16 protein-coding genes and 1 tRNA gene are annotated in these 16,086 nt (G+C 70.2%); 8 read left to right on the top strand and 9 right to left on the bottom strand.

Annotation, left to right across the window (positions count from 1 at the left end):
* The first annotated feature begins 14 nt into the window (after positions 1–14).
* From J2753_RS07535 to J2753_RS07545, 3 genes are read left to right on the top strand one after another with little or no spacing between them, the layout of a single operon-like run.
* Positions 15–1,205 (top strand): ABC transporter permease, encoded by a 1,191-nt coding sequence (locus J2753_RS07535; RefSeq protein WP_209491326.1) that lies wholly within the window; start codon positions 15–17, stop codon positions 1,203–1,205.
* Between the two features lie 31 nt (positions 1,206–1,236).
* Positions 1,237–2,175 (top strand): hypothetical protein, encoded by a 939-nt coding sequence (locus J2753_RS07540; protein ID WP_209491327.1) that lies wholly within the window; start codon positions 1,237–1,239, stop codon positions 2,173–2,175.
* Between the two features lie 39 nt (positions 2,176–2,214).
* On the top strand, positions 2,215–2,496 hold the full coding sequence (locus J2753_RS07545) for a DUF7526 family protein (RefSeq protein ID WP_209491328.1): 282 nt from the start codon (positions 2,215–2,217) through the stop codon (positions 2,494–2,496).
* Here J2753_RS07545 and J2753_RS07550 read toward each other — a convergent pair.
* The 4 genes from J2753_RS07550 to J2753_RS07565 are packed head-to-tail and all read right to left on the bottom strand — an operon-like array spanning position 2,481 to position 6,583.
* Positions 2,481–3,176 carry a DUF7546 family protein gene (locus J2753_RS07550; RefSeq protein WP_209491329.1) on the bottom strand — a complete coding sequence of 232 codons (696 nt, stop codon included), beginning with the start codon at positions 3,174–3,176 and terminating at the stop codon, positions 2,481–2,483. The two genes, J2753_RS07545 and J2753_RS07550, sit on opposite strands and share 16 nt — an antisense overlap.
* Positions 3,173–5,626: a heavy metal translocating P-type ATPase gene (locus tag J2753_RS07555; RefSeq protein ID WP_209491330.1), complete on the bottom strand. Its 2,454-nt coding sequence runs from the start codon at positions 5,624–5,626 to the stop codon at positions 3,173–3,175. Before J2753_RS07555 ends, J2753_RS07550 begins: the two co-directional genes overlap by 4 nt.
* The gene (locus tag J2753_RS07560) at positions 5,623–6,393 is read right to left on the bottom strand and encodes a sulfite exporter TauE/SafE family protein (RefSeq protein ID WP_209491331.1); all 771 of its coding nucleotides are present in this window, start codon (positions 6,391–6,393) and stop codon (positions 5,623–5,625) included. Before J2753_RS07560 ends, J2753_RS07555 begins: the two co-directional genes overlap by 4 nt.
* A 4-nt stretch (positions 6,394–6,397) precedes the next feature.
* Entirely contained in the window at positions 6,398–6,583 is a 186-nt protein-coding gene (locus J2753_RS07565) for a hypothetical protein (RefSeq protein ID WP_209491332.1), read from the bottom strand.
* A 103-nt stretch (positions 6,584–6,686) separates the two neighbouring features.
* Between J2753_RS07565 and J2753_RS07570 the strand changes: the two genes are divergently transcribed.
* Genes J2753_RS07570 through J2753_RS07585 form a run of 4 tightly spaced genes read left to right on the top strand, consistent with a single transcriptional unit; the run spans position 6,687 to position 10,791 of the window.
* Positions 6,687–7,901 carry a halocyanin domain-containing protein gene (locus J2753_RS07570; protein WP_209491333.1) on the top strand — a complete coding sequence of 405 codons (1,215 nt, stop codon included), beginning with the start codon at positions 6,687–6,689 and terminating at the stop codon, positions 7,899–7,901.
* Between the two features lie 2 nt (positions 7,902–7,903).
* On the top strand, positions 7,904–8,425 hold the full coding sequence (locus tag J2753_RS07575; protein ID WP_209491334.1) for a cytochrome c oxidase subunit II: 522 nt from the start codon (positions 7,904–7,906) through the stop codon (positions 8,423–8,425).
* The gene (locus tag J2753_RS07580; RefSeq protein WP_209491335.1) at positions 8,425–10,182 is read left to right on the top strand and encodes a b(o/a)3-type cytochrome-c oxidase subunit 1; all 1,758 of its coding nucleotides are present in this window, start codon (positions 8,425–8,427) and stop codon (positions 10,180–10,182) included. Before J2753_RS07575 ends, J2753_RS07580 begins: the two co-directional genes overlap by 1 nt.
* Before the next feature lie 24 nt (positions 10,183–10,206).
* Entirely contained in the window at positions 10,207–10,791 is a 585-nt protein-coding gene (locus tag J2753_RS07585; RefSeq protein WP_209491336.1) for a hypothetical protein, read from the top strand.
* A 32-nt stretch (positions 10,792–10,823) separates the two neighbouring features.
* On the opposite strand, the gene J2753_RS07590 is transcribed toward J2753_RS07585, so the two are convergent.
* The 5 genes from J2753_RS07590 to btuC all read right to left on the bottom strand — a co-directional run bounded on the left by J2753_RS07590 (position 10,824) and on the right by btuC (position 14,830).
* The gene (locus J2753_RS07590; protein ID WP_209491337.1) at positions 10,824–11,051 is read right to left on the bottom strand and encodes a hypothetical protein; all 228 of its coding nucleotides are present in this window, start codon (positions 11,049–11,051) and stop codon (positions 10,824–10,826) included.
* 251 nt (positions 11,052–11,302) lie between these two features.
* Positions 11,303–11,375, bottom strand: a tRNA-Thr gene (locus J2753_RS07595).
* A gap of 56 nt (positions 11,376–11,431) precedes the next feature.
* Entirely contained in the window at positions 11,432–12,466 is a 1,035-nt protein-coding gene (locus tag J2753_RS07600; RefSeq protein ID WP_209491338.1) for a class I SAM-dependent methyltransferase, read from the bottom strand.
* Positions 12,467–12,509: 43 nt separating this feature from the next.
* Positions 12,510–13,760, bottom strand: coding sequence for an ATP-binding cassette domain-containing protein (locus tag J2753_RS07605; protein ID WP_209491339.1), 1,251 nt, complete (start codon positions 13,758–13,760; stop codon positions 12,510–12,512).
* Complete coding sequence (gene btuC / locus J2753_RS07610; RefSeq protein WP_209491340.1) at positions 13,757–14,830, bottom strand: vitamin B12 ABC transporter permease BtuC; 1,074 nt, start codon at positions 14,828–14,830, stop codon at positions 13,757–13,759. The genes J2753_RS07605 and btuC overlap by 4 nt, the downstream gene beginning before the upstream one ends.
* A gap of 58 nt (positions 14,831–14,888) precedes the next feature.
* Here btuC and J2753_RS07615 point away from each other — a divergent pair, with 58 nt between their 5' ends.
* Positions 14,889–16,064 carry a PGF-CTERM-anchored ABC transporter substrate-binding protein gene (locus J2753_RS07615; protein ID WP_209491341.1) on the top strand — a complete coding sequence of 392 codons (1,176 nt, stop codon included), beginning with the start codon at positions 14,889–14,891 and terminating at the stop codon, positions 16,062–16,064.
* Positions 16,065–16,086: the final 22 nt, after the last annotated feature.

The raw sequence follows: 16,086 nt of genomic DNA on the forward strand, positions 1-16,086 counted from the left end.
GAGTACCCCTCCGCATGAGCGAGCCCTCCCCGCCGGACGCCGGTCGGTTCACGGCCGTCGACTGGGACGAGTTCGACGCCAGCGACGGCGCCCCCGCGGTGCCGCGCTGGCTCCCAGTCGGCGCCGTCGTGCTGCTGGCGGCGTTCGGCTACGACTACCTGACCGCCGACGGCCTCCCGGTCGTGATGAGCGGCCTCGACTGGCTGCTGGCGCTCGGCCTCTACACGTTCGGCTCCGTGGCCGTCGCCGCCCTGCTCGGCGCGCCCGCACAGGTCGCCCACTACTGGGGCCAGTTCCGGAAGAACCGCATCGCCGTGGCCTGTCTCGCCTTCCTGACGGCGTTCGTCACGGTTGGGCTGTTCGGCCCGCTGCTGGTCGGCGAACCCGAGGTGAATGTGCTCTACTCCTCCCAGCCGCCGGTCTGGGGGAGCATCGACACCGCCTACGTCCCCTCGTGTGTGGGTGAGGTCGTCGACGGCCGCTGTCAGGGCTCCTGGCAGTACCCCCTCGGGACGACCGCCATCGACGGGAAAGACATGATCGCGCTGCTGGTGCTGGGGACGCGGACCAGCCTCAGCGTCGCGCTGGGCGCCGCGACAATCGTCGTCCCGACGGGCGTCGGCGCCGGCGTCGCAGCCGCCGCACTGGGTGGCCGGGTCGAGTCGGCGATACTGTGGCTGGCCGAACAGCTCCAGACGTTCCCGGCGGTCCTGATCTACTTCGTGCTGTTCTACTGGCTCGTCGACGGCCGCCTGCGGCTCCTGATCGGCGCGCTCGGGCTGGTGGGCTGGGGTGGGCTGGCCCGCCTCGTTCACGACGAGATCCGGGTGCGCCGGAACGAGCAGTACGCACAGGCCGCCGAACTCGGCGGCGTCGGCGAGCACCGCCTGCTCGGCCGGCATCTGCTGCCGAACGTGCTCCCCTCGGTGCTCTCGAACGTCACCCTCCAGATCCCGCTGTTCGTGCTCGTCGAGGCCACTATCTCGTTCATCCAGATCCCGGTCTCCACCGGGTCGACGACGCTCGGCGACCCCTCGAACTTCTCGTGGGGCCAACTCATCTACAGTTCGCTGTTCACCGTCGGCCTGCCGGCCGCGTGGTGGCTCGCGGGCATCCCCCTCCTGCTGCTCGCGCTGACGGTGTTCTCGTTCAACGTCGTCGGCGACGCGATGGTCGAGGCGCTCGAACCCCGGGACGGAACGTAACGCTTTCCGCCGGCGTCGGCCGACCGGAGGCGTGAAGCGACATCGACTGCCGGGCTACGCCGGCCTGCTGCTCGCCGCGTTCGCCTTGCTGGGCCGCGGTACCGCCGCCGTCGACGGTTTCGCCCCGCGGCTCCCTCTCTTGCTCGGTGCCGCGCTCGCCGCCACCGTGGCCGCCGTCGTCGAGTTCCGCGCACTCCGCGGCGCCGACGCCCTCGCCTTCGACCGCGGTGACGCCGCGGACTTCCTCGCCGTCGTCGCGGGCGCAGTTCTCACCTACTGGCTCAGCGTCGACGCCGGCTTCGGCCCGGTCGTCGCCTCCGCAGTCGTCGGCCTCGCGGCCGGCGTCGCGCTCCCGCGGGTCGACAGCGCAGCCTACTGTGGCTCGTTCGTCGGGATGGTCTCGCCGGCCGTCTTCCCGGACGCCGGTCTCGTCGTCGCCGCCGGCGCCGCAGCAGGCGCGCTGTTCGTCGCCGCCCGCGGCGCGTTCGACGGCTTCGGCGGGAAACTCGGCACGACCGCCTTCTTCGGCATTCTGGCCGTCGCCGCCGGCACGGCTGCGGAGTTCGCGGCCGGCACGGCGCCGCCGTGGAGCGAAGCCGCACTGCTCCTCCCAGTCACGGCCGTCGCCGCCGCGCTCACGGTCGCGCTCGGGTTCCGATACGGTCTCGGGTCCGTCATCGCCTCCGCCGCCGTCGGCCTGTTCGGGGGCCTCGTACTGCCGATGCTCCACCCCGCAGGCGACCTGCTCGCAACCGCCGCGTTCTGTGCCACGTTCGTCGGTATGGTCGCACCAGCGCGGATCGACGGCGAACTCCGGGTTGGCGCGGCGGGCGCGCTCTCCGGAGCCGTCTTCCTCGCTGTCTCACCCGTGTTCGCCGGCGCGGGCGGAAAGCTCGGGACGACGGCGTTCGTTTCCTGTCTCGCGTGCTACGGCGTGAGCGAGGGGTACGAGCGGCTCCGATCTCCCTAAATCCGACACCGCCTTTCGGCTCCGGCCCAACTGACGGGTATGAGCGAACGGATCGAGGGCGAGGTGATCCACGCCGTGCCGCCCGCCGAACTGGGCGAGCACGATCTGGACCCGGACCTGCAGTCGCTGGCCGAGGGAAAGCACGTGCTCGTCTGCCGGCGCGGCGGTCAGCCATCTATCTTCGAACTGGCGTGGGCGATGCTCCGCCGGAAGCCGATCCAGCCGGTGACGCTGATCAGCGAGTCAGCCGTCGCGGAGGGCGATGTCGTCGACGTGGACGCCGAAGAAACGACGATTCCGGGCGTCTACCGCACGATATAGCGTCCCGGCCGGGAAACGAACAGCCCGACCGCGAGCAGGTACGCCGCGGTGCCAACGAGGTACGTCCCGCCGCCGATAGTCGGCGCGGCGCCGAGGCCGAGTCCTGCACCGCCGAGCGCGCCCCCGACCGCGGCCACGAGCGGGAGCGCACAGCCCGCACACGAGCCGAGCGCGAACAGTCCTCCAAGGCCGGCTGAGAGCCCCGATTCCGCAACGTCACGAACTGAAAGCGAGAGCAGGTAGCCGAGCGTCGCCACCCCGACCAGCCGATAGGGCAGCAGCGTGAGCGAGAGTTCGGCGCCGCGGTAGCGCAGCGCCGGCCCCCATCCCGGCGGGAGCAGCGCCACGTCGACGCCCGAGGTGGCGCCCGTCGTTGGCGAAATTCCGCCCATCAGCCACGCGAGCCCCAGCGCGTACGCGACGCCGACGCCGGCCGCGAGCCAGCGAACCCGCCGACTCCCAGCGGGCCGGCGGGCGTGACGAACGGCGACGGCGGCGACGGTCACCCAAACGAACGGCACCGCGAGCATCGCCGGCGTCGAGAGGCCGGCCGGCGTCGCCCAGAGGTAGCACAGCGCCAGCGCCGACTGCGCGCCGAGTGCGAGCACGGCGGTTCTGGCGGGTGCCGGAAGCGACCACGTCGGGGACGAACGGGCGAGGGAGCGGGCGAGACGGCTCATCGCTCCTCACCTCCGTCGGTCGCGACGCTTCCGTCACGAACGGCGGCATCGGGACGCGGCGGCCGTGCCCGCTGGGTAGTCGACGGCTCGGGATCCTCGTCCGGCCCGAGCGAGCGCGCGGTGTTCCCGACCACGAGCAGGCTCGAAGTCGCCATCGCGACGGCCGCGAGCAGCGGCGTGATGACGCCCAGTACGGCCGCGGGCACCGCGACCGCGTTGTAGCAGAACGCCCACGCGAGGTTCTCCCGGACGCGCCGACGGGTCGCCGCCAGCGTGTCGAGCGCGCGGTCGACCGCCGCGAGATCGCGCCCCACGAGCACCGCGTCAGCAGCGTCGGCGGCGAGTTCGGTGCCCGAGGCGACCGCGATGCCCAGATCCGCCGCGGCCAGCGCGGGCGCGTCGTTGCTCCCGTCGCCGACCATCGCGACGGTGCCCTCGGGCCGGAGCCGTCGCACGGTTTCGGTCTTCCCTGCTGGCGGGAGGCCGGCGTACACCTCGTCGATACCGGACGCCTCGCGGAAGCGGTCCGCGGCGGCGCCCTCGTCGCCGGTGAGCACGACCACGCGGCGGTCCTCGCTCAGGCGGGCGACGGCGTCCTGCCACCCCGGGCGTGGCTCGTCAGCAGCGACGAGCACCCCCCGGACGGCGCCGTCACAGCCGACGTACATCGCGAGGTTGCCTCCCTCGTCGGCGTCGATGTAGCGCTCTCGGAGTGCTTCGGGTACCTCCACGTCTTCGAACAGCGAGGCGTCGCCGACGGTCACTCTTGGACCACCCTCCACCTCGCCCGAGACCCCGCGACCGGGGTGGGCCTCGTAACCGTCGACCGACGCGTCGGCACCGGAGTTCGCGGCGTCGACGACAGCCGACGCGACGGGGTGGTCCGAGCGCGCCTCGACCGCGGCCGCGCGAGCGAGCAGCGTCTCCCGGTCGACGCCCGGTGCGGTTTCGACGCCCTGCAGCGCCATTTCGCCGGTCGTGAGCGTCCCGGTCTTGTCCAGCGCGATCACGTCGACCTGCTGGGCCGTCTCGACGGCGCTCCCGTCGGTCAGGACGACGCCGTCCTCCAGCAGCGAGCGCGTGCCGGCCGCGATGGCCAGCGGCGTCGCCAGCCCCAGCGCGCAGGGACAGGAGACCACGAGCACCGCCAGCCCGGTCAGTAGCGCCTCGGTGAGGGTAGCGCCGAGCAGCAGGTGGCCCGCGAACGCGAGGAGGCCGAGCACGAGCACGACGGGGACGAACACCGTTGCGAGCGCGTCTGCTAGCCGCTGGGGCGCACCCTCGCCGCGCACGTCCCAGAGTAGCGAGACCACGCGGTCGAGCGTTCGCTCGGCGCCGTCCGCGGCGCGGATCACCAGTCGGCCGTCGGTGACGACTGTCCCGCCCCGTACGTCGTCGCCGGGGTCGTGCCGGACCGGGATCGACTCCCCAGTCACGAGCGACTCGTCGACTGCGGCGGTTCCCTCGATCACTTCGCCGTCGACCGGCAGGCGCTTGCCCGCGCGGACGACTAGTTCGTCGCCGCCCGAGACCGCCTCGACCGGGACGGTCTCGGTTCCGTTCTGCGCGCCGTTTTTCGTGCGGCGGCGTGCCTCCGAGACGCGGTCGCGGGTGAGGTCGGTGAGTTCACCGACCGCGCGGCGTTTGACGCGCTCCTCGTAGTAGCTCCCGACGGTGACTGCCAGTACGACGACGATGGTCACGTCGAAGTAGACGTCGACGCCGCCGGAAAGCACCGCGAGCGCGCTGTAGAGATACGCCGTTGTCGCCGCCAGCGCGACCAGCAGGTCCATGTTCGGCTGTCGGGTCCGGACGGCGACGTAGGCACCCCGGAGAATCGGCTTGCCGGTGTAGCCCAGTACGATGGTCGCCGACAGCCAGACGTTCGCCAGGAGGAACCGGCCGTCGCCGCCCTGAATGTCGAACAGGAGCATCTCGGGGGGGAGCCCCAGATACGTCGGGTAGAGGAACATCACGTACCAGAGCATCGCCATCATCCCGAAGAGGCCGCCGACGAGCAGGCGCCCGACCGTCGCGTCATCGTCGGAATCGGGCTCCTCGGCCGACGCCTGATAGCCGACGCCGGAGACCGCTTCGGCGACGCCATCGACCGTCGCTTCCTCGGGGTCGTACTGGAGTCGCATCGCGCCGGCGGGGTAGTTCGCGTCGGCTGCGGCGACGCCCTCGCAGTCGGTCGCGCGGCGTTCGAGAAACGCCTCACAGCTCGCACAGTGCATCCCGTCGACCCGGAGATATACAGTCTCGGCGTCGCCGGGGATGTCGGCGGAGTCCGCGACGGACTCGCGAGCCTCCTCGGGGTCGGCGGCCGCCGGGTCGTCGAGGTTCCGGGCGACCTCCAGACAGCCCCGACAGCAGAACTGGCCGTCGATGGACTCGGCCGTGAGCGGCGGGTCCGGCGTCTCGAGGCCACAGAGCGTGCAGTCGGTCATGGCGTCGGCACCTCCGCGTACTGTGGCAGGTGGATCTGCGGAACCGGGACGCCCAGCAGGCCGAGCCCGTGGAGCAACGGCAGCAGCCCCAGCAGCAGGAACGCGGCGCCGAGCGCGCGGTGGAGCCGCGAGCGGATCGCCGCCGGCACCGCGCCGAGCACCGTCGCGTAGCCGACCATCGCCGGCGCCGTGCCGATTCCCAGCGTCCCCAGTGCGAGCGCGCCGGCGAGCGGCGACCCCCGGGCGAACGCGTAGAGATACGCCGGGTAGAGCAGCGGACACGGCAGCAGCGCGTGGATCGACCCCAGTAGCGCGATCTTCGGCCCCTCGGCCCACGTGGTCGCGCGCTCCTGTGCGAAGCCCGCGAACCGTGCGACGGCACCCGAGACGCCGGGGATCGGTAGTTTTCCGGGGTCGACCGGGCGCCCGCGGAGGTAGCCCGCGCCGACAGCCAGCACGGCGACGCCGGCGACGACGCCGACGACGCCACGAACGAGATCAGCGGCGGCGAAGACGCTGCCGCCGGCGACTGTCACAGCGCCCAGCGCGCCGAGCAGGGCGCCGATCAGCGCGTACGTGCCGACGCGACCGAGCGTGAGCAGCCCCTGCTGGCGCACGTCTCGGAGCGTCACCCGGCCCGACTGGCTACCGGCGTCGCCGGCGTAGGCGGTCACCAGCGGCCCGCACATCCCGAGACAGTGGGCGCCGCCGAGCAGGCCGACCAGCAGGAACGCGCCGAGTTCGGCGGCGCCGACGGCTGGGGCCATCGGCTCAGACCCGGTTCACGTCGCGGGTTTCCTCGTGTGGGCCGAACATCAGGTAGAGCCCGCCTGCGATCAGGAGGACACAGATGCTCGAGGTGAGCGCGGTGGTCACGCCGCCGGCGATAGTCAGCGCGTACACCCACACCGGGACGAGCGCCGCGAGCGCGATGGCGGCCGATCTGCGTGCAGACATGTGTACCACCACATAGCGGCCCGGAAAGCTACTCGGCTTCGGCGGTTCCTAACCTGTGGGAACCGGCGGGGCCGGCTTACCAGTTGGGTGGCTACGGGCCGATATGGCATCGATAGGGGATAGACAGCCACGCCCGACACGGCGACAGCTGCTCACCGCCGGCGCGGTGGCGGCTGGCGGATCGCTGCTCGGCGCAGGCCGGGCTCGGGCCCAGAGCGACCAGTTCGACGGCTGGTTCGACGACGTTTCGAACTACGACGGCGTCGTCGACGCGACCGGCCAGTCGGAGGTGACCGTCGATGTGGGCGTCGACAACGGGGGCCAGCCGTACGGCTTCGGCCCCGCCGCGGTCCGCATCGACCCGGGCGCGACCGTCGTCTGGAAGTGGACCGGCAACGGCAACTCACACAACGTCGTCGCCGAGGACGGCTCCTTCGAGTCCGAACTCTCAGCCGAGGAGGGCCACACCTTCTCTCACACCTTCGAGAGCGAGGGGACGTTCAAGTACGCCTGTACGCCCCACAAATCGCTGGGGATGAAGGGCGCCATCGTCGTCGGGGGTTCCGGCGGCGAGGTCGCCGAGCCGGATTACGACGGCTGGTTCGACGGGGTCGAGAACTACGACAGCACCGTCGACCGACGTGGCCAGTCCGAGGTGACCGTCGACGTGGGGGTCGACAACGGCGGCGACCCCTACGGCTTCGGGCCGCCGGCGGTCCGAATCGATCCGGGCGCGACTGTCGTCTGGGAGTGGACCGGCCGCGGGAGTTCCCACAACGTCGTCGCCGAGGACGGCTCCTTCGAGTCGGACCTCGCGGCCGAGGAGGGCCACACGTTCTCTCACACGTTCGAGGAAAAGGGCGTCTACCGCTACGTCTGTACGCCCCACCGGTCGCTGGGGATGAAGGGCGCTATCGTCGTCGGCGACGTCGGCGGTGGCGGCGGCGGCGGCGGTGGCGGCTCCGGTGGCGGCGGCGAGGGCGAGGAAGCCGCCGGCGGCGGCTTCTCGATTCCCATGCCCTCGGACTTCGTCGGCTGGCTGGCCGTGGTCGTCGGCGGCAGTGGCGCGCTCGCGGTCGGGAGTGTGCTCGCCGCCGAATCCTACTCGGCGTATCGCGAACACGACCAAGCCGAGGAAGCCTACGTCGGCGAGCAGGCGACCGACGCGGTCGAACCGGCGCCCGAAGTCGAGATCGGGGAGGGGTACGACCCGACAGGCACGGCCACGCTGGTCGCGGGCTACTTCCTCCTGATCGCGCTGCTCTGGGTGTTCATGTACTTCGTCGAGTTCCTCGGCGGCCCAACTATCACTGGCTAACTATGCACGTTCACCGATTCGAGAGACTCTGGTTCGCCGCATCGCTCGTCCTGATCGTCGCGTTCCTCGGGACCATCGTCTACGGCGCAGTCGGCCCCGGTGTGGCGATGGTCGACGACAGCGGCGGCACGGTCGAGCCGTCGGTCATCGCGAACGGCGACTACGAGGCCGCGGACAACTTCCGCGAACCCGGCGTTTACGACACCGAGTCGGGCGTCGATGTCTACGTCGTCGCTCGACAGTACCTGTTCCAGCCCGGGACGACCGAGCCGATTCGGGTGCCGGCCGGGGAGCCGGTGACGTTCCACGTCACCTCGCCCGACGTGACTCACGGCTTCAACCTCGCGGGGACGAACGTGAACTCGATGGTGATCCCCGGACAGGTCGCGGAGTTCACCGTCACGTTCGAGGAGACGGACGAACACGGCATCGTCTGCCACGAGTACTGTGGCAGCGGTCACCACACGATGGAGGGGAAAGTCGTCGTGGTCGAGCAGTCGCAGTTCGAGGGAGGTGAGAACTGATGGCTACTGAACACACTGACGGGACGGCGTTCGAGAGCGACGAAGAGTACGTCGAGGTCGACGACGGCACGCGCCGCCGCCGCGCGTTCGTCGATCAGTTCCCGGACGCCGCCCGGACCGCCCGGATCTGTCTGGGCATCGCCTTTGCGGCCTTCGGCGTCGGGGCGCTGTTCGGCCTGATCCAGGCGCTCCACCGCACGAACGCGCTGCGGATCATCCCCTCGTCGGACTACTACACGATCCTGACGGGCCACGGCGTGCTGCTCGCGCTCGTGTTCACCACGTTCGGCATCGCCGGCCTGTTCCACTGGGCCAACACCAGAAGCCTCGGCGTCGCGCCGACGAGCAGGCGGTTGACACAGGGCTGGCTCTGGACGATGTCCATCGGGACCGCGCTTGCGGCCGGGACGATTCTCGCCGGCCTCGTCGAGGAGATACCGGCGAGCGCGGACGTGCTGTACACGTTCTACCCGCCGCTGGCGGCCCACCCGCTGTTCTACATCGGCACCGCGCTGCTGATCATCGGCTCCTGGGGGGCGGGCCTCGACTGGTTCCTCCAGTACCGTGAGTGGCGCCAGTCGAACCCGGACTCACGCATCCCGCTGCAGTCGTTCATGGTGCTGACGACGATGCTGATGTGGTATCTCTGTTCGACCGGGGTGGCCATCGAGGTCGTCGTCTTCCTGATCCCGTGGTCGCTCGGCCTCATCAGCCAGGTCGACCCGCTGCTGACCCGGACGCTGTTCTGGTACTTCGGCCACCCGGTGGTGTACTTCTGGCTGCTGCCGGCGTACGTGGTCTGGTACACCGTGCTGCCCAAACTCGCGGGTGGACGGCTGTTCAGCGACCCGCTCGCGCGGGTGACGTTCATCCTGTTCCTCCTGCTGTCGACGCCGGTCGGGTTCCACCACCAGTACACCGACCCCGGCATCGCCTCGGGCTACAAACTAGTGGCGATGACGAACACGTTCTTCCTGCTGTTGCCGTCGTTACTGACGCTGTTCACCGTCGTCGCGAGCATGGAACACGGGGCGCGCCAGGGCGGCGCGACGGGGCGCCTCGCCTGGCTGAAGGACCTCCCGTGGGAGCGCCCCGAGTTCTCGGGCATCGCGCTCGCGGGGATCATGTTCGCGGCCGGCGGCTTCTCGGGCATGATCAACGCCGGGATGAACATCAACTACCTCATCCACAACACCATCTGGGTGCCCGGCCACTTCCACCTCACCGTCGGCACGGCGTACGCGCTGACGCTGATGGCGGTCTCCTACTGGCTGATCCCCCAGATCACGGGCAAGCGCCTGCAGTTCCGCGGGCTGGCGGCGATCCAGCCGTTCGTCTGGTTCGTCGGCATGGTGCTGATGTCGAACGCGATGCATCGTGGCGGCCTCGCGGGCATCCCCCGACGGACCGCCGAACCGCAGTACGAGCAGGTCAGCTTCGACGCCGTCGTCGGCACGGTCGGCGAGATGCGCGTCCAGATCGCCATCGGCGGCACGCTGCTGTTCGTCGGCGCGCTGCTGTTCCTGATCGTGATGGCCGGCACGTGGCTGCTGGGCAAGCCCGACAGCCAACTCCGGGTCAACGGCTCGCTGCCCGAACCGCTCTCCGGACCCGAGGAGTCGCCGCAAGTGCTGGACAACCTCAAACTCTGGACGGCCATCGCGGTCGCACTGGTGCTGCTGGCCTACGGCGTCCCGATCTACGACATGCTCGCCGACGGGATCCTCGCGCCCGGCAGTCCGCTGATCCCGGTGTAGCGAGCCCCCGCTCCGCTTTCCGTGATGACTGACTCACCATCTGAGACCGACGACGCTCCCGAAACCGCCACGAGCGACGGCGACGACGAGTCGGAGATCGACCGCCGGCGCCTGATCCGCTGGATCGCGGTGCTTGCCTTCGCGGTGCCAGTCGTCGTCGAGGCGCTGACGTTCGGCAACATCATCGGCGACGAACTGCTCCCCGGCGGCGACGCGGCGACCGGCACACCGACCGAGACGGATCACCCGGACGCGGTCGGCGTCGACGACGAACTGCTCTCCGAGACGGCCGCCACGGAGACGGTCGCGACCTCGGAGGTTCGGGAGAGCGACTCCGGCCGGACGTACGTGCTCAAAGTCGAGGTGACCAACGACACCGACGCGCCCGTCGAACTGCGCCTCCGGACACTCCGCCTGCGCGACGACTTGACCATCGACGGCGTCTCGAGTACGGGAACCGTCCAGCCCGGGTCGTCGAGTCCGGTCACGGCCGCCTGGTCGGTCCCGACCGACGCGACGCCCGCAGCGGTACAGGCCATCGCGATCCGCGACGGTGGGACGGTCGTCGACGAGTTCGTCCCGCTCTCGCGGCCGCCGATCGTCGGCTGAGCCGCGGCTGGATCGCTGCCGACTTTCGTCGCCTACCGCCAACCGATCACGCTCTGGTAGGAGACGGCCAACAGGATCCCCGCGAAGACTGCCGGGAGCAGGACCGACATGATCGGGCCGATGTCCGTGGCGACGTATCTGGCGACGGCGATCAGCAGGCCGAACATCCCGACCGTGACGAGAACCATGAACAGGAACCGCAGCCACTGGCCGATGGGGTCTGGCCCGAGCCTGCCACCGCCACGGGACGCCGGGGACATGTCTGTTACGTTGATTGTGTGGCAGATAGGTGTTTCCCTGGTAGCGTATGGCGTGGTGAGAGTTGGGGTGTGGCTTCTGGGGGATTGGTTCGAGAGGAGGAGGGATTGTGAACTACGTCCGGACTCGCTACGCTTGGCAGAAGAGCCGGAGGAGGGATTGTGAACCACGGTCGTTCCGCTCGCTATCGCTCGCTTCACTCCCTGGTACAAATCCCACGTGCCGCTCTTCGTCTCACTTCGTTCGACAGAAGAGCCGGAGGAGGGATTTGAACCCTCGACCTATTCCTTACGAAGGAATCGCTCTGCCAGCTGAGCTACCCCGGCGCGTCCATCCCCACGTACCGGCAACGCAGACATAAGGGTTCCGAAACCCGGCGCAGTCAGTCGATCCGGTCCAGCCGCGCGTCCAGACAGACGTTCAGTTCGTGGGGGGCGTAGGACCGCACGACGCGCTCCTCCAACGTCGTCACTTCGTACTCGTCGCCGGCGGCGTCCTCGAGTGCCTCCCGGCCGCGCTCGAACGGATCGTCCTCGTGCTGGATGTCGTACAGATGCACCACCGCCGAATCGTTCGCGAACGCCACCGCGGCGTCGGCGAACTCCGCGGCGGTGTGGGGGAGGTTCATCACTAGCCGATCCGCCCAGTCGGCGTACTCGTCGGTCAACGCCCGGACGTCGCCGACGTGGGCCGTGATCCGGTCGGCGACGCCGTTGCGCTCGGCGTTCTCCCGGAGGTACTCGATGGCTTCGGGGTTGATGTCGCAGGCCACCACTTCGGCGCCCGCGTCGGCCATCGGGATGGCGTACGGGCCGGCGCCGGTGAACATATCCAGCGCGTGCTCGCCGGGTTCGACCTGCTCGACCACCCGATTTCGCTCGGTGGCGAGGCGCGGCGAGAAGTACACCTCCGACACGTCGACGGCGAACTCGTGGCCGTACTCCCGGTGGACCGTCTCGGTCGGCGGGCGCTCCTCGCCCTCGTCGGCCAGCACCTCCCAGTCCCGGACCCGCGTCTCGCCTTTCACTTTCGAGTCGCGGTTGAGCACGCTCCGGACCGGGATATCCGACTCCATGATCGCCTCGGCGATCTCCGCGGCACGCTCGGGGCCGTCCTCGTCGACGAGCACCACGTCGCCCAGTCGCTCGTAGGTCGGCTCCTCGCCCAGTAGGTCCGCGGGCGTGCGCTGGGGGGTGCGTGCGGGCACGTCGTGGCGCTCGATCTCGAGATCCTCAGGCACCGCCTCGGGGTCCGTGACGGGGATGTACAGCTGTCCGTCGTCCTCGGCGGCTCCACTTGCCGCCGAGCCGTCCGAAACGTCGATGCCGAACTCCTGATCGATCACGTCCGCCTCCGCGAGACGCTGTCGGGCCGTCTCGCCAGACTCGCGGGCGACGACGACGCAGGGCCGCTCCATATCGAACCTCGGCGCCCGGTGGGAGTAAGCGTGGCGGTCGGCCCTAGGCGAGCGCTTCCAGTAGCTCCGGCGCCGACGCGGCGACCCCCTCCTCGCCCCGGAGCGCCCGGTAGCGTTCGGCGGCAGCCTGTGAGACCGTCCGCTCGGCCAGCGACCGCTCCTCGACGCAGTAGACTGGCTTCCCGGACTCGGAAACCCGGTCGAGGACGGGCACGAGCCCCGAAGTCAGGTCCACGTCGGCGACGACGACGGCGCCGGCGGCCGCAGCGAGTTCGCCGACTCGGTCGAGCGCCGCCGAATCGACGCCGTCCAGCGCCCCCACGGCGACGGTATCCATCTCTAGGGCGTCCGCCACTGTGGCGTCGCTGTCGCCGGCGGCGACGGGACCGACCGTCGTTTCGACGCCCGCGCGGGAGAGTCGGGCCAGGAGCGGGCCGGCACGACCCCCGCCGGCGACGACGTGAACACGGTCGACGGATGGGATATCCGGCCCGCCGGCCGCGGCGGCGTCCTCGGGGAGGACAGTCACCCGGGGGCGGTCGGTGATTGGGTCGTCGGTAACTACTGTATCCACGTCGAACGCCCGGCGCAAGGTTGGTGTCGTGAGCACCGACTCGGGCGGGCCGTTGGCGATGACGCCGCCGCCAGCGACGACGACGATCCGGTCGCAGTACCGCGCTGCGGTGTCGAGGTCGTGGATGGCAGCGACGGCCGACCGGCCCTCCCGAACCAGTTCCGAGACGGTCTCGAACGTCCGGAGCCGGTGGTTCGGGTCGAGGCTGGCGGTCGGTTCGTCGAGCAGCAGCAGGGGGGTCTCCTGGGCCAGCGCGCGGGCGAGCAGCACTCGCGAGCGCTCGCCGCCGGAGATTTCGGTGATGGACCGACCCGCGAACTCGACGACCTCGGTGCGCTCCATCGCCCGCGTGACGGCGTCGTGGTCGGCTGCCTCCATCGCGCCGAACCGGGGGACGTGCGGGGTCCGGCCCATCTCGACGATCTCCCGGACGCTGAACGCAAAGGAGACCGAGGTGTCCTGCGGGACGGTGGCGACCCGGCGCCCGACAGCTTTCGCCGAGAGACTGGCGACGGGGTCGCCGTCGACGAGCACTTGGCCGGCGTCGGGGGTGAGCGTCCCGCGCGCGGCGCGCAGGAGCGTCGTCTTCCCAGCACCGTTCGGGCCGACGAGGCCGACCAGTTCGCCCCGTTCGACGGTCAGGTCGACGCCGTCGAGCACCTCGGTGTCGCCGAGGTCGACTGATAGGTCGCTGACCGAGAGGACTGGCTGGTCGCTCATAGCTCGTGGACCCTCCGTTTGCGCAGCAGGAACAGGAAAAAGGGCGCGCCGACGGCGGCCGTCACGATGCCCACCGGGAGCTCCTGGGGCCCGCTCCGGGCGGCGGTGTCGGCGGCGACGAGGAACGCCGACCCGGCCAGCGCCGACGTGGGCAGCAGCACGCGGTGGTCCGGGCCCACGACGAGTCGAAGCACGTGGGGAACGATCAGGCCAACGAAGCCGATGACTCCCGAGACGGCGACGGCGGCGCCGGTGATCAGCGCCGAGATGGCGAGCAGCAGTTGTTTGGTGCGTTCGACCTCGATCCCGAGGCCGGCGGCCTCCTCCTCGCCCAGCAGCAGAACGTTCAGGTCCCGCGCGTACGCGAGCAGGACGGCGAAACAGGCGAGCACGAACAGCGGGAGCACCGGCACGCCGGCGACGGGGACGAAGTCGTCCCAGCCGGCGTTGTCCAGATGGCCCATCAGCCAGTACACCACCTCCCGCATGCTCTCGCCGGCGTTGAGCAGGAGGAACGAGGTGATCGCGCCGAGGAACGTCTGGACGGCGACGCCTGCGAGCAGCAGCGTCGCGACGGGCGTCTTCCCGCTCTCGGTCGCGATGGCGTAGACGCCGAAGGCGGTCACGAGCGCGCCTGCGAACGCGGTGGTTTCGAGGCCGAACCCGAACGGGAGTACCGCGGGAGCGACGATGGAGAGCACCGCGCCGACGGCCGCGCCCGAGGAGACGCCGACGATGGAGGGGTCGGCCATCGGGTTGCGGAAAAAGCCCTGCATCACCGCCCCGGCGGCGGCGAGCGCGAACCCGACGAGCGCCCCCAGCAGTATCCGCGGCAGGCGGACGCTCATCACGATGGCCCGATGGGACTGCTGCAGCGAGAACGAGAACGGGTGGCGCCAGGCGAAATCGCCGCCAGCGAAGGTGGGGACCACGACCGCCTCGAGGATCGCCTTGAGGACGGTCTCGGCCGGAACCGGGACGGGGCCGATCCCGGCGCTGAGGACGACGACGGCGACGAGGGCGGCGCCGAGGACCGCCGACCAGCCGGCTGCTCGTCGAGCGGCGTGCATATGCAAAGCTGAGTTGGGTTAGGTAAATACTTATTGCACTAGACGCCAGCTACGGGTGATGCGAACGTATGCGACGCTATTGATCGTACTGTGTACACTGCTCGCTGGGGTCGCCCCGGCCGGCGCCGTTTCGGCGCCAGGCGCGGCGACTGCCGCGGACGCGGGCGCCGCTGACCACACGCTCCAGCCGGACGTGCCGGAGTGTTCCTACCCGTTCACCGCCACCGACGCGACCGGTGAGAACGTGACCGTCGAGGAGGCCCCCGAGACCGTGACCACGCTGGGCGCGAGCGCGTCCCAGACGATGTGGGATATCGGCGGCAAGGAACAGGTCGTCGGCCTCGGTACCCACTCCTACTACCTCGCCGACGCCGAGAGTCGAACGAACGTCTCCGCGGCCGGCTTCGGCTACAGCACCGAGGCCGTCGTGGGTACGGAGGCCGACCTCGTGCTCGCGTCGAACATCGTCAGCGACGACACCGTGGCCGCGCTGCGGGACGCCGGCATGACGGTGTACAAGTTCCGTCCGGCAACGTCCGTCGAGGACGTGGCCAACAAGACCACGCTGATCGGGAAGCTGACCGGCAACTGCGTGGGTGCCGCCGAGGCGAACGCGTGGATGAACGCCAACGTCGAGACTGCCGGGAACGTGACCGCCGACGTCGAACAGCCCGAGGTGCTCGTGCCCCTCGGCGGGAGTTCCCTCGCCGGCGATGGGACGTTCATCAACGCCATGGTGACGACTGCCGGCGGCACCAATCTCGCCGCCGACGCATTCGACAGCCCCTACCCGTACGGCGTCTCCGACGAGACGATCCTCGAACTCGATCCCGAGATGCTCGTACTCCAGGAGGGCTCCGAGAGCCTGATCAATCAGCAGCCCTACGCTGCGACGACTGCCGGGCAGAACAACGCCAGTGTCGTTGTGAACCCGAACTGGCTCAGCCAGCCGGCGCCGCGCTCGGTCGTGTTCGCGACCCGGAACCTCACCGACGGGTTCCACCCCGACGCGGCCGCGAACACCGAGTGGACCGCCCGGAGTGAGGTGACCGTCGATGTCGAGACGGCGACGCCGACCGAGGCCGTGACCGAGACGCCGACGCCCGAGTCGACTGCGACGCCCGAGTCCACCGAGACGACTGAGACCACGTCGACTGACAGCCCCGGCTTCGGCGGCCCCGCCGCCGTCGCCGCCCTCGGTGCCGGCGCGGCGCTGCTCGCCCGCCGGGACTGAGCACCCACCAAAACCGCTTTCC

The sequence above is a fragment of the Halolamina salifodinae genome, from assembly GCF_017874235.1.
Classification (GTDB): Archaea; Halobacteriota; Halobacteria; order Halobacteriales; family Haloferacaceae; genus Halolamina; species Halolamina salifodinae.